The 12954-nt window shown below is 28.1% G+C and carries 14 protein-coding genes; 2 read left to right on the top strand and 12 right to left on the bottom strand.

Annotation, left to right across the window (positions count from 1 at the left end; genetic code table 11):
* The coding region (locus ABY298_RS11325; RefSeq protein ID WP_372746166.1) for a discoidin domain-containing protein at window positions 1-1225 on the top strand (1225 nt) is incomplete at its 5' end.
* Window positions 1226-1267: 42 nt separating this feature from the next.
* On the opposite strand, the gene ABY298_RS11320 is transcribed toward ABY298_RS11325, so the two are convergent.
* From ABY298_RS11320 to ABY298_RS11310, 3 genes are read right to left on the bottom strand one after another with little or no spacing between them, the layout of a single operon-like run.
* A complete protein-coding gene (locus ABY298_RS11320; RefSeq protein WP_372746165.1) occupies window positions 1268-2425 on the bottom strand; it encodes an AMP-binding protein in 1158 nt (385 codons plus the stop codon).
* Between the two features lie 36 nt (window positions 2426-2461).
* Window positions 2462-3421: a lysostaphin resistance A-like protein gene (locus tag ABY298_RS11315; protein ID WP_372746164.1), complete on the bottom strand. Its 960-nt coding sequence runs from the start codon at window positions 3419-3421 to the stop codon at window positions 2462-2464.
* Window positions 3422-3462: 41 nt separating this feature from the next.
* Window positions 3463-4497 carry an o-succinylbenzoate synthase gene (locus ABY298_RS11310; RefSeq protein WP_372746163.1) on the bottom strand — a complete coding sequence of 345 codons (1035 nt, stop codon included), beginning with the start codon at window positions 4495-4497 and terminating at the stop codon, window positions 3463-3465.
* A gap of 213 nt (window positions 4498-4710) precedes the next feature.
* On the opposite strand from ABY298_RS11310, the gene ABY298_RS11305 reads away from it, so the two are divergent.
* The gene (locus tag ABY298_RS11305) at window positions 4711-5454 is read left to right on the top strand and encodes a YoaK family protein (protein ID WP_372746162.1); all 744 of its coding nucleotides are present in this window, start codon (window positions 4711-4713) and stop codon (window positions 5452-5454) included.
* 17 nt (window positions 5455-5471) lie between these two features.
* Here ABY298_RS11305 and ABY298_RS11300 read toward each other — a convergent pair whose 3' ends face one another.
* The 9 genes from ABY298_RS11300 to ABY298_RS11260 all read right to left on the bottom strand — a co-directional run.
* The gene (locus tag ABY298_RS11300; protein ID WP_372746161.1) at window positions 5472-5741 is read right to left on the bottom strand and encodes a zinc ribbon domain-containing protein; all 270 of its coding nucleotides are present in this window, start codon (window positions 5739-5741) and stop codon (window positions 5472-5474) included.
* A gap of 7 nt (window positions 5742-5748) precedes the next feature.
* Window positions 5749-6138: a VOC family protein gene (locus ABY298_RS11295; protein ID WP_372746160.1), complete on the bottom strand. Its 390-nt coding sequence runs from the start codon at window positions 6136-6138 to the stop codon at window positions 5749-5751.
* 6 nt (window positions 6139-6144) lie between these two features.
* On the bottom strand, window positions 6145-6675 hold the full coding sequence (locus tag ABY298_RS11290) for an SRPBCC family protein (RefSeq protein WP_372746159.1): 531 nt from the start codon (window positions 6673-6675) through the stop codon (window positions 6145-6147).
* A gap of 39 nt (window positions 6676-6714) precedes the next feature.
* Window positions 6715-7395: a metal-dependent hydrolase gene (locus tag ABY298_RS11285; protein ID WP_372746158.1), complete on the bottom strand. Its 681-nt coding sequence runs from the start codon at window positions 7393-7395 to the stop codon at window positions 6715-6717.
* Between the two features lie 111 nt (window positions 7396-7506).
* Window positions 7507-9777, bottom strand: coding sequence for a TonB-dependent receptor domain-containing protein (locus ABY298_RS11280; protein ID WP_372746157.1), 2271 nt, complete (start codon window positions 9775-9777; stop codon window positions 7507-7509).
* Window positions 9778-9976: 199 nt separating this feature from the next.
* Window positions 9977-10360, bottom strand: coding sequence for a hypothetical protein (locus ABY298_RS11275; RefSeq protein ID WP_372746156.1), 384 nt, complete (start codon window positions 10358-10360; stop codon window positions 9977-9979).
* 65 nt (window positions 10361-10425) lie between these two features.
* A complete protein-coding gene (gene menA, locus ABY298_RS11270) occupies window positions 10426-11325 on the bottom strand; it encodes a 1,4-dihydroxy-2-naphthoate octaprenyltransferase (RefSeq protein ID WP_372746155.1) in 900 nt (299 codons plus the stop codon).
* Window positions 11316-12797 (bottom strand): PH domain-containing protein, encoded by a 1482-nt coding sequence (locus ABY298_RS11265; RefSeq protein ID WP_372746154.1) that lies wholly within the window; start codon window positions 12795-12797, stop codon window positions 11316-11318. The genes menA and ABY298_RS11265 overlap by 10 nt, the downstream gene beginning before the upstream one ends.
* A partial coding sequence (locus ABY298_RS11260; protein ID WP_372746167.1) for a PH domain-containing protein occupies window positions 12790-12954 on the bottom strand: 165 nt, incomplete at its 5' end. The genes ABY298_RS11260 and ABY298_RS11265, both read right to left, overlap by 8 nt.

Genomic DNA, 12954 nt, shown 5'->3' with positions numbered 1-12954 from the left:
TGCAGATGTAGCCATAATTCCTAACCTAGCTTTAAACAAATCAATAACAGGAACTGGTACTGTAGATGGTACAAACGTAGTAACTAACCTTGTAGATGGATTAACAACTACAAGATGGTCGGTTTCTGGATATCCACAAACAGCAATTGTAGATTTAGGTGATATTTACAACTTGCAAAGAACTGAATTAGTTGCCTATTCAGATAGAGATTATAAATATACTATTTCAGTTGCAAGTTCAGAAAGTGATTGGTATACACAAATTGTAGATAGATCTTCAAACGATTCTCCGGCAACTATTACAAATCCCAATATCAACTTGTTTGATACTATAGCCGGACGTTTTGTTAAAATTACTGTTACCGGTTCTGAAAGTTATACTGGAACCTGGGTAAGCTTATTAGAATTCAGAATTTTTGGCACTTCAATTTCAGTTGATGAGAATGATATTGATGGAGATGGCGTATTAAACGAATTTGATAAATGCTCAAATAGCAAAGCTGGTGCATCTGTAGATGCTAATGGTTGCGAACTTTTAGATACAACAAATTTTACTATAAGCGCGGTAAGTGAAACTTGTTCAGATAAAAATAATGGTCAACTAGTAATTACAGCTAATAAAAGTCAAAATTACACACTTACCTTTAACAATGAAACTTACAGCTTCACAACTGAAAAAACCATGAATAATATAACTCCAGGCACTTATGAATTCTGTATTGAAGTTGTTGGGGTTACATCTCCATATTGTTATTCGGTAGTAATAGCAGAAGGAACTAAAATTTCAGGAAAATCAAGTTTACAAAACAAACAATTATATGTAAATATTTCTGAAGGAACCTTACCTTATAAAGTTTATGTAAATGGAGATTTACAATTTGAAACATCTGAAAAGGATTTTAATTTTGAAGTAAATCACGGCGATTCAATAGCCATAAAAACCAATGTTGATTGCGAAGGTGTTTTTACCGAAAAAATAGAATTATTTGATAATATAACAGTGTATCCAAATCCTTCAAATGGTTTGTTTTCTATACCTATAGCAACAAATGCTAAAAGCGTAAAAATTAATGTGCTTAATAGTCTTTCGCAATTAATATCATCAAAAACATATAACCTTATAAACTCTAGAGTATTATTGGATTTAACAAATGAAAATAATGGAATTTATTTAGTGAAAGTATTTTTGGATAAAGAATACGTATTTAAAGTAGTGAAGAAATAAAAAAAAAGGTTGGATAATTTTTATTTAGCAACACTTTCGTATTTAATATAGGTTTAATAAATTAAGGGTTTGTTGTCTGTTTATTTTTTTAGTTTCAGTTTCAATAAAGTAATCTAAAACATAAATTTCTTTAGGAATTTCGTATTTGTTAAGTTTTGTAAGTTGTTGAATTTTAGCAAAAATAGAAACTTTTAAACTTTCTGATTTAGAACTTTCGTCTTCAACTATTAAAATTAATTTTTCACCTAAAAGCTTATCTGGAATTCCTGTAACAAAAAAACGTTGACTCACAATTTCTGCTATTTTTTCTTCAATTTGCTCTGGAATTAGTTTAATTCCACCAGAATTTATAACAGAATCAAAACGACCTAACCACTTAAATTCGGTTTCTGAAAATAGTTCAACCAAATCATTTGTTAGTATTATTTCTTCTGAAATTTTTGGAGCATTTATAATTAAACAACCTCTTGCATCAGTAGCTAATTTAATATTTGGAAGCGTTTTATAATGAGATGCTGAAACAAGTTCAGCATAACGAAACTTAACGTCATTCTCAGCACAACTGGGAATGTTATTTTTTGATTTATCGACTGTACTTGAAATGACAGAATCAAAATTATTCAACTTTTTTATTGCAATATGCGTTATAGTTTCCGTCATTCCATACGTTGCAAAAACATCTGTTTTTATATGTTGAATTTTAGTTAGTAATTCAAAAGATACCGCGCCACCTCCAACAATTAATTTTTTAATTTTATGTAAATTTTTTAGTGAATTGTTTAGCTGTAAAGGAACCATTGCAGAAAAGTGGTAATTTTTGTCAATATCTTTTAAAGGATTAGAAGTTGGTGTTACAACATCTATATGCCAACCTAAAACTAAGGCTCTTACCAACATCATTTTTCCAGCAATAAAATTAACAGGCATACATACTAACGCTGTTGTATTTTCTTGTAAATTAAAAAACTCTCCAGTAGCTAATGCACTATTTACCATTAGTTTTTTTTGAAGCTGAATTACTTTTGGAATTCCCGTAGAGCCAGAAGTTTTTACTTCAATAAACAATTTTTCATCAAACCATTCTTTCATAAATAAAAAAACTTCTAAAGAAATTTCTTCTGAAAAAGTGATCAAATCTACCTTTGAAGAAAACGATTTTCCTTGTAATTTAAATGCTTTGTGAAATTGGTTTATATCCATATTTATAAAAGATTTCAATTCTGCTAAATCATAAAATTAGGCTATAAATTCTTCTTCTTTTAGTTCTATAGGTTTCATTACTGTACCAAATAATTTACCTTTCCAATCTTTCCATCCATATTTGGTAGAAAAAATATATAAAACAATAGGATATAATACCAATACAGGCATAAACATTTCCCAACCAACTGATGGTTCAGATGTATCAATTAACAACGCATCGGTTTGAAAAACTGTCCAATTTGTAGTTACAAAAACGGCTGCTACTATATTATTTGCGGCGTGAAAACCAAGGGCAAGTTCAGTTCCTTCATCCATTAAGGTAAAAATTCCCAATATTAAACCAGTTCCAATATAATACACCATACTTATCCAACCCAATTTTTCAACTTCAGGATTTAAACCGTGAAGCAAACCAAAAATTACCGATGTAAGTATTAATGCTACAAATGATTTTCTAAACCAAGTTCCAAAACCTTGCATTAAATAACCTCTAAACAACAATTCTTCCATACTGGTTTGTATAGGTAAAAACAAAAAAGAAACCAATACTAATATTGTAAATTGAACAGGTTTAAAGTTCCAAATAAAATTCTCTGGTTCTAAATAATAACTAATTGCAATAATTATAATACCAATAATTGTCCAAAGACCAAAAGCATAAAAAAATCGACTCCAATCTATTTTATCACGACTTGTAATTAAGGTAATTATTTTACGCCTGTGAGCCATTTTTACTCCAAACAGTAACGAAATTAAACCTCCTAGAAAGGTTAAAATTACTAAAAACAAGTATAAATTAGCATCCATTCCTAAAGATGCAAAACTATCATTTGCAGCTGCTACAAAAGAATTATAATCTCCTGCATATAAAAAAGCGACTCCAACCAATGGAATTATGCCTATAAATTGCCAACCAAAAAATAGTAACATTATAGTTACAAAATATGCCCACCATTGGTTTTCACCTTTATAAGCTTGTTGTATAAATTTCATAATATTTTAGTGTAAGATTCTGAATTAAGTTCAGAATGACGTTATAAATTAAATGTCCAATTTTTTAAATTATTATAGGTTAAATGTCCGTTTTTTACTTCTAAAGGACAATCAAAATTATTAGTAAATAAACTCCCTGTCCCTAAACCTTGAGGCATTATATTTCCTAAAGTATATGTCCATTGCGCAATGGCATTTAAGCCAACATTACTTTCTAAAGCCGATGTTATCCACCAACCAATAGATTGTTTATTTGCAAATTTTATCCACTCCTCACTTGCTTTATAACCTCCAACTAAAGAAGGTTTTAAAATAATGTATTGCGGATTAATTATTTGTAGTAATTCCTGTTTTTTTGTTACATTAAAAATACCTATTAATTCTTCATCTAACGCAATTGGCAAAGGCGTTTTTAAACATAATTCTGCCATTTGGTTAATCTGACCTTGCTTTATAGGTTGCTCAATAGAATGAATATCAAAATCTGATAACCTTTTTAATTTTTCCAATGCTTCGTTTGGTTTAAAGGCACCATTTGCATCCACTCTTAATTCTATCTCATTTAAAGAAAACTCTTTCCGAATACTTTTTAACAAAGAAAGTTCTGTTTCAAAATCTATAGCTCCAATTTTCATTTTAATGGTTGAAAATCCAGTTGTTAACTTGTCTGAAATTTGTTGTTTCATAAAAGCTTCACTTCCCATCCAAATTAAACCATTAATATTTATTGAGTCTTTAGATTGTGTAAACTTTGAAGGAAATAATTCAAAAGTATGTTCACTTTTTAAGGATAACAAAGCTTGCTCTAAGCCAAATTGGATTGAAGGAAATTTAATTAATTCAAGTAGTAATTCTTCTTGTTTTTTATGAATATTAGCACATAACCATTGTAGTTTATCTTCGTAATCTGGTCTATCATCAACACTTAAACCTCTAAACAATCCACATTCACCAATACCAACTTTTTGGTTATCAACTATTTTTAAAAAATAGGTTTCCTTAGTATGTAAAATACCTCGAGAAGTTCCACTCGCTTGCTTAAAATTAAGAATGTATTTTTTATAGGTTGCCTTCATTTAATAAGAAAAGCGAAAGGTACAACTATTTAAAAAATAATTAAAAAGCTTAAGAATACATTATTATTTTAAACAACCTAAAAGACCATATCATTTTTAAAAATTAGTGTAAATTTGCCGAAGTTTTCTAGTTAGCAATCATAAATTGTTTTTTTTAGAAAAAAAAATTCCTAACAAATTCAATATTTTTTTGAATTGATTTAGTAAAATTAAATGTTCAAACATCAAGGTAAAAGTAGATCTTTAAAGCACAATTTAAGAATTGCAACTGTTTTATCATTTGTTGCAGGATTAGTTGGTATTTCCGGTTTTTTAGCAGTAAATAAGTTAACCACAAATGTAACCGGTCATTTTGCTTTTTTTATAAACGAATTCTCACATGAAAATTATTTTGAAGGATTTGTTTATATTTTATATATATTTTCCTTTTTATTGGGAGCTTTTTTATCAAATCTTATAATTCTTAAATTTAAAGAAACTAAAAAGCTTAATATTTTTGTTTTTCCTACAATTTTTGAATCAATTATTTTAATATCCGTTGCGCTATTTACCAACTTTAAAATTATTGAAAATCCCAATTTAATAGCAGTTATTTTGCTTTTTGCAATGGGTATTCAAAATTCATTTGTAACAAAAATTTCTGGAGCTGTATTAAGAACAACTCACTTAACAGGTCTTTTTACAGACTTAGGTATTGATTTATCTCGATTATTTTTTCCGAAAGCGCATCCAAATACTGTAAAAATTAAAGAAAATATTAAACTACGATTATTTATAATTTGTTTTTTCTTTTTTGGAGGTTCCGCAGGCGGATTTCTTTTTACCGTTCTTAATTTTCAACTAAATACCTTGTACTTTGGAGCATTTTTGTTGCTTTTAAGTTTATTTTATGACGATTTTAGGTTTAGAGTAATTAATTTGAGAAGAAAAGTAAGAGGCGAACATGGAATAAATTAATCTCCTTAAAAAAATCCTTATTTCTTCCAACGTTCTAATTTTGGAATTCCTTTAGAAAAAAAACCTGCAAACAATTTCATAAATCCACCCATTTCTTTTAATTTTTCTTTAACAAAAGCCTGCATTTCTTGGGCTGTTATATTAGGTTGTAAAAACGTACCATCTTGATAACAATAACTACAATATTTATAACTAGGTTTTCCATTAGCATTTGTCCCTCCACCAACACCTTTTGGATCTTTATTTAAAGACATAGCACAACTTTGACAAATTTTATATGTTTTCATTTAGTTATTATTTTGTTGAATGTAATGCTATTCTATTTCCTTCAGAATCTATAAAAGCTCCCATAAAACCAATTTCTGGTGTTATTATTTTTTTTTGAACTATAACTTTACCTCCAGCAGCTTCCACTCTACTCAATTCATCCGAAACATTATTGGTTTGTGATGCAAAATATATTAAAACACCATTAGAATTTGTTTTATAATACGCAGGATTATACACCAATTGCCCGCCAGCATTTGGTGCATTTTTATCTTTAGCTACTGGAAACCAACCCATTTTTTCTTCTCCAAAATTTTGAACTTCAATTTTAAAATTAAATACTGTTTCGTAAAATTTTACAGCTCTCGCAAAATTATTTACCGGTATTTGAAACCAGCAAACTACATTGTTATTCATTATTACTTATTTTTCTAAAATTCCTTTTAATTTATTTAAACCATACTCAAAATCTTTCCCAATCATTTTATCCATGTTCATAAAAAGCATCATAATGGTCATAGGAAATTTGTTTGTTCCTGAAAATCCCCAAATAACTTTCGTTCCTTTGCCTTCTTCTTCTTCTTCTACTTTTAAATAGGCATCTGATGTAGATTTAAAAGGTTTTAAAAAGCGTAATTGTGATTTAATTTCTTTATTTTCTTCAATTCCTGTTAATTCTTGTTCGCCTTCGCCAACATCTTTATTTCCAACCCAAGCAGAAATAAAACCAACTTCTCCATCAATTCCTGTAAATGTTTTGTTCATAGTTGGATCTTTTTCTGCCCAAGGCGACCATTCATCCTGATTTTTTAACGATTTTAAATATGTAAAAACTTCAGGAAGTGGTTTTTTAATAGAAATACTTCTATAAACATTGTAATTTTTTGGAGCTAAAAAGTGAAGAATTGCAACCACTATAAAAAGTGTAAAAAGGATGTAAAAAAAAGTAATCATTGTTTTAGTTTTAATAGTTAGTTATTGTTAAATGTAAGGTTACAACTTAATATAGCCGCCAATTGGCAATAAAACCAATTCTTTTTTTGCTTTCGCAAATTTTTCATAAGCTATTTTATGGTCAATTTTTATATATCCAAATGTATCAAAATGAACACCTAAAACTTTATTGCAACTTAAAAACTTACTTGCTTTTATAGCTTCATCAATGCCCATGGTAAAATTATCACCAACAGGTAAAATAGCCAAATCTAAATCGCCAATTACATCTGGAATTAATTTCATATCAAAGGATAAAGCAGTGTCACCAGCAATATATATTCTATGATGATCAGTTTCTAATACAAATCCGCCAGGTTGTCCTCCGTAACTTCCATCTGGAAAGGAACTTGAATGAATTGCATTTGTATAATGCAGTGTTCCAAAATCGAAATGCCATTTTCCACCATGATTCATTGGATGTCCTTCAATACCTTTATTTCCAAAATACGTAACAATTTCATAATTAGAAATTATTGTTGCTCCCGTTCTTTTGGCAATTACTTCTACATCTAAAATATGATCTTGATGTGCGTGAGTAATTAAAATATAATCGGCCTGTAAAGTATTAATATCTATACTTTTTGCTAGTTCGTTTCCCGAAATAAACGGATCAATTAATAAGGTTTTGTCTTTTGTTTCAATACTTAAAGTTGCGTGTCCTAAATATGTTATTTTCATTGAAAGTAGTTTTTATTGGTTTACTGCAATTTAAAAAATAAAATCCACAAAAAAAACCACAGAAAGCGAACTTTCTGTGATTAACAAACAAACAAATATAAGTATCTAATATTAAAATTGATACTTACAATACGTTGTAAAATTTCTACCAGGTTCATAAATTTTACCTGATAAAGTATTTGAGTTGTTATATGAAAAATTTAAATGTTCATAATACATTTTATCAAAAATATTTAACACAGCAAAACCAACTGAAAAACCTTTAAACGGTTCTATACCAGCTCTAAAATCTAATGTTCCAAAACCTGGTGTTTCTTCTTCCATAAATGATGCTGCAATTCTGGCTTGTTTAGCAACTAATCTAGAATTTAATGCAAACCAATAAATAGAAGCTTCATATTTTACACCTAAATTTGCCATAAACGGCGGAATGTGTGCTAAGGGTTCATTAAAATCTTTATTTTCAGCTTGTGTATAAGACACTTCTGATGTAAACTTTAAACGCTCTGATGCTTTATAATTAAACGAAAACTCGAATCCTGTTTGTGTAGCTTCATCTATATTTATATACTGTTTTGCAACGGTTGGTGGTGTTGTTGACATGTATTTTCTTGGAATATTAGTATTCACAACCGGAGTAATATAATCTGTTAAAAAAGAATGGAAAAACGATGCTCCAATTTCAATAGTTTCAAATTTCTTTAATAAAGATACTTCCAATTGTGTATTTACTTCAGGTTTTAAATATGGATTTCCAACATATTCATACGGATCTACACCTACTGAAAAATGATTGATAAAACGTTCTGTCATAGAAGCAGTTCTTACACCTCTACCTATTGCAAATTGTGTTTGGAATCCATTTTTTTGATATTTTACAGAAGCATTTGCACTTACATTTGTTTCTGTTTGATCTTCAATAGTTCCACCATACAAAGTTTCAAAATCAGCTTCAGGATCATCCATAGAAGCAGAAATAAAATCGGCTCTAACACCTGTTGTAATTGTTGTGTAGTTGTTAATTTTAAAGTTACTTTCAGCAAAAGCCCCAACATCATTCACACTCGCATCTTGCCAAATTTTATCGGTAAAAACTTTAGGCGTTTCTAATGTAACCCCATTCATTATTTTTACAATTCTAGTTCTATCCCCTTTTCTATCTAACATGTTAGCATCTATTCCAGTAAAAATTCTAATATTATCACTTGGTGCAATTTCTAATTCTGCTTTTCCTCCGTAGGTCCAAGATTCTACTGGAGATTGAGAATCTGTAGTTAAAAAAGTTGATCGGTTCTCATTAGTCATTAAATGATCTACATATGAGTAAAACACTTTAACTGTAAAACTTTTAATTTTATCGGATAATTGGTTTATTTTATAATCTACACCTGTCAAAAAACTGTCATCATAAGGAGAATCCATTGGTAAGCCCGCGTGATCAATATCGCGCCCAAAAGATTGTCTCCAACTTAATTGAAAACGTTGTTTTTCTGTAGGATTAATTCCAACTTTTAAAGAGTAATCTGTTGTTTTAAATGATGAAGGAACTTCTGTTCCATCTCCATCTTTATAATCGCCAAAATCACGATACGAACCATTTAAATGTACATCAAATTTTTCTGCAACGTATAATGCAGAAGCTCCGGTTACCAAATTTTCACCATTTGATTCATAACCACCTTCAACACTTCCATGAAAACCTTGTTGATCTTTGGTTGGATTTTTAGAAACTAAGTTGATAATTCCACCAAAATTTTGACCAAAACGAACCGTAAATGGTCCTTTTACAATTTCAATTTTTTCAATCTCTTCTGGAATAATATGAGTTGTTATTGGATCCATTCTATTTGGACACGCATTTATAACTTTCATTCCACCATCATATTGCACATTTAATTGCTCATATTTAAAAGAGCGAAACACAGGTTCTGAAGCATAACCTCCTTTTTTAGTGATACCAAAACCACTAATTTCTTTAAATAAATGCCCAACACTTCTTGGTTGACTAATGCGTTTTTCAGCATCATTAATTACTACAGATTGTGAAATATCTTGTAATGGATTTGCTGAAACTATAATTTCATTTAAATCTATTTGTGTTTGTTGTAATTGTATAATAATTTCAGCTTGCACATTGGTAATTATAGTTTTATAACTAATATGCGAAATTTCAATTTTATCACCAATTTCAGCATTTAATGTAAACTCTCCATCTCTATTTGATAGAGTTGCAATATTATTTTTTAACACTTTAATTGTAGCATATTCTATTGGAACAGCATCTTTTTCATCAATAATTTTCCCCGAAACTTTTAAAGTTTGTGCAAAAGTTACCATTGAAATACTAAGCATTAGTATAGTTAGAAGTAATTTATTTTTCATTTTAATATTATTAATATTTTAGTAATAATTTATTTGAATTACTACAAAGTATTTCTACTAAATAGTAAGTTAAAAAAGAGAAATTTTACGTGAATATTAAGCATAGATAAAACATTTCATATAAATTGTTTTTCAACAAATTACAATGAAAGAACATTCAAAAAAAACACTAATTTTTGAATAAAAACACGTAAAATATTTAAGAGAATTTTTGTGGTGGTTTAAAAACCGATTTAAAAAAATCTTGCGAAGAGTATGTTACAAAATACGTTTTTTCTGTATGCGATTCTTTAAAATCTTTTAATGTATATGAAAATTGATCTAACGGACTTAACGGATAATCATCAAAATTAATTTGAGGAACGGTAGATTTATGATTGTGATTGTCATGATTTACCTCTTTTAGTTGCTTTTGCAAATAACATTTACCATTACACTCTAAATAAGGTTTGTCTTTATTTTCACAAAGCACAGCTGCAATATAATCATAGTTGGCATAATAATCTATAATAGGAACCAATGGACGCACCATTGCCAATAAGTACAATAAATAAAAAAATATGCCTAAAACCTGATTTTTCATTAACCACATTAATAAAAGATAAATATATCCTTTATTTTTGAATTATAAATATTTTTCTTATTAAATTACAAAACTAATCCCAAACCAAACAATATAGAAAACACAAAAGTGCTTATTGCTAATTTTTTTAATTCTGGATCTAATAAACTTGGATCCTCATTTTTATATACCACCAATAAATGTTTGGCAATTGGAATGTATGCCAAAACAAATATAAATTGGAAGTTTGATTTATAATGTAGCATTGTATACAAAAGTGCAAATAAGAATGATGCAATTAGTAAATAATAATGATAATATTTAGCAAACTCAGTTCCAATTTTAACAACTAAGGTGTTTTTACCCGATTTAATATCGGAAGCTCTATCTCTTAAATTATTTAAATTTAGCACTCCAATACTTAAAAACCCAACTGAAAATGCTGGAAAAAATATAGAAAAGTTTAATTGCTTTGTAAACAAATAATAACTACCACAAACACTTAATAAACCAAAAAATAGGAAAACAAACAAATCTCCAAATCCGCTATAACCATAGGCATTTTTACCCATTGTATATTTTATGGCTGCAACAATACTTGCAATTCCAAGAATAAAAAATAGCAATAAGTTTAAAAAATCGTCTTTCCCAAAAGAAATATAAATTAGTAAAACAGCAATTATTAGCGTTATAACTATCGAAATTTTGATAACATTTAACAATTGATTTGGTAATATTTTTCCACTTTGTATGGCTCTTTGCGGACCCACACGTTCGTTATTATCGGTTCCTTTTACTCCATCACCATAATCATTAGCAAAATTTGATATAATTTGAAAACCAATAGTTGTTAGTATTGCTAACACGCAAATAGTAGTATTAAAAAAACCTTCAGAAGCGGCCATAAAACTTCCTATTATAATTCCAGAAACAGATAATGGTAAGGTTCTTAAACGTGCGGCTTTCACCAACTCTTTTACATCCATGATTTTTTTGATATTTCTGTTTTATATAACATTAAATTATATAATTCTATTGCCAAACTTTTATTTATACAAGGTATTTTAATTTTTCCAGAAGCCGTTTGCAAAATAATATCGGTAACATTTCTTCTTTTCTGAAAAAAGGTTTGTTGAAATTTTATATGTTGCAGTTTAAATATTTCAAAATAAATAACTTCGGTTGAAAATTGGCCAGAACCAATTTCCAATAAATTAGGGTGCAATCTAAAAAATGTTTTTTTATACTTCAAATGGATTAGTACAATAATTAATGGAATTGCAACACTATTTAGAAATAAAAAATAAACATTAAAAATTACAACTAAATTAAGCACTGCTAACATTAAAAAGCTTCTAAAATACATTTGTGTTAAATAATACCTATTTGGAACATACGTTTCTTCTGTTTCCAAAATTTCCGCTGCAAATAACATCTTTTTTAAGGTAGAAATTTGCTCTATTTTAGCACCAACAATTTTAATTATTTTATTCTGCTTTACCTTTCCACTAGTTGCCTGCTTTAAGGTTACATTGTAAATTCCAATTATTTTTTTAATAGGATTTGTAGACACAACCAAATATTGCACCTTCTCTTTTTTAATAATATTATGCTGTTTATTTATTAAGCCTTGAGAAATTTCTAAAGCTTTTTCCTTTAAATTTACTTTTAAATTAAAGTGTTTTAAAAATATTCTAAAAAATGAAATTATTATGGAAACAATAAATGCAAAAACTACTAAAACACTTATTAAAAAAACATCTTGAACTAAGGAATTTGCATTTTTTTCAACTATTGCATCTAAATTAGTATCTATTTCTAAATCCTTTAAAAAATCTTTTAACTGAACAAATCCCGAAGAAATAAACGCAAATAACAATAAAAAACTATAAAAGTGATTTTCAGAAATACTCACTTTCATTAATTCTAAAGGTGAAATTTTTAACAATTCTGTGGATTCATTTTCTTTTAAAACCTCTATAATTACATTTTTTTTCTCAATAAATAAAGCTTCTTTTAAAGCTTCTGCTCGCTCTCTTGTTAATGCTTTAATAGAAACTTCAACATTTTTTGCTCCAGCAGTTTCAATTTCAACTTCTGTAACATTTATTAACTGTTGAATAAAATTTTGTTTGAATTTTACATTCTGAATTTTTGAAAATGGAATTGAAACATTTGTTTTTTTTAAAATGCCGTGTTTTAAAATAAAGCTATTATCCTTTACTTTAAATTTATAATTTAAGTAGAGTAAAACCGAACGTATTAGAATAAAAATTAAAATTAAAACTATTCCTATTCCTATTTTTAAACCACTAAAACTCTCTGATTTATTAGTTAAAAAAAGCGGTATTAAAACCCAAGAAGATTTTAATACTTTAGTAAAAATAAAAAAATAGTTTACAATAATTCCTTTGGAAGATTGTCTGGAAAAAGAAGAAAAATCGAAAGAATTATTCATTTATAAAGTTTGTGATATACTCTTTAATTTTTAAGGCTTCCTTTTTTGGAATTCCATTAATTTTTAAGTCATCATTACTTTCTCCTGCCGTAAATATTTGAATAGAAGCTAATTTAAACAAACGAGAAATTGGTTTTTGATTTACCTCTAAATGCTG

It is taken from the genome of Lutibacter sp. (assembly GCF_041596795.1).
GTDB lineage: Bacteria > Bacteroidota > Bacteroidia > Flavobacteriales > Flavobacteriaceae > Lutibacter.
The sequence above is the reverse complement of the archived record's forward strand: the minus strand, read 5'-3'. Positions and strand labels throughout refer to the sequence as shown.

Coding starts and splice junctions, on each gene's coding strand:
- ABY298_RS11295 (WP_372746160.1), bottom strand. CDS start 6,138: ATGAATAACAATGTAGTTTGCTGGTTTCAAATACCGGTAAATAATTTT.
- ABY298_RS11320 (WP_372746165.1), bottom strand. CDS start 2,425: ATGGATATAAACCAATTTCACAAAGCATTTAAATTACAAGGAAAATCG.
- ABY298_RS11315 (WP_372746164.1), bottom strand. CDS start 3,421: ATGAAATTTATACAACAAGCTTATAAAGGTGAAAACCAATGGTGGGCA.
- ABY298_RS11310 (WP_372746163.1), bottom strand. CDS start 4,497: ATGAAGGCAACCTATAAAAAATACATTCTTAATTTTAAGCAAGCGAGT.
- ABY298_RS11285 (WP_372746158.1), bottom strand. CDS start 7,395: ATGAAAATAACATATTTAGGACACGCAACTTTAAGTATTGAAACAAAA.
- ABY298_RS11265 (WP_372746154.1), bottom strand. CDS start 12,797: ATGAATAATTCTTTCGATTTTTCTTCTTTTTCCAGACAATCTTCCAAA.
- menA (WP_372746155.1), bottom strand. CDS start 11,325: ATGGATGTAAAAGAGTTGGTGAAAGCCGCACGTTTAAGAACCTTACCA.
- ABY298_RS11305 (WP_372746162.1), top strand. CDS start 4,711: ATGTTCAAACATCAAGGTAAAAGTAGATCTTTAAAGCACAATTTAAGA.
- ABY298_RS11290 (WP_372746159.1), bottom strand. CDS start 6,675: ATGATTACTTTTTTTTACATCCTTTTTACACTTTTTATAGTGGTTGCA.
- ABY298_RS11300 (WP_372746161.1), bottom strand. CDS start 5,741: ATGAAAACATATAAAATTTGTCAAAGTTGTGCTATGTCTTTAAATAAA.
- ABY298_RS11275 (WP_372746156.1), bottom strand. CDS start 10,360: ATGAAAAATCAGGTTTTAGGCATATTTTTTTATTTATTGTACTTATTG.
- ABY298_RS11280 (WP_372746157.1), bottom strand. CDS start 9,777: ATGAAAAATAAATTACTTCTAACTATACTAATGCTTAGTATTTCAATG.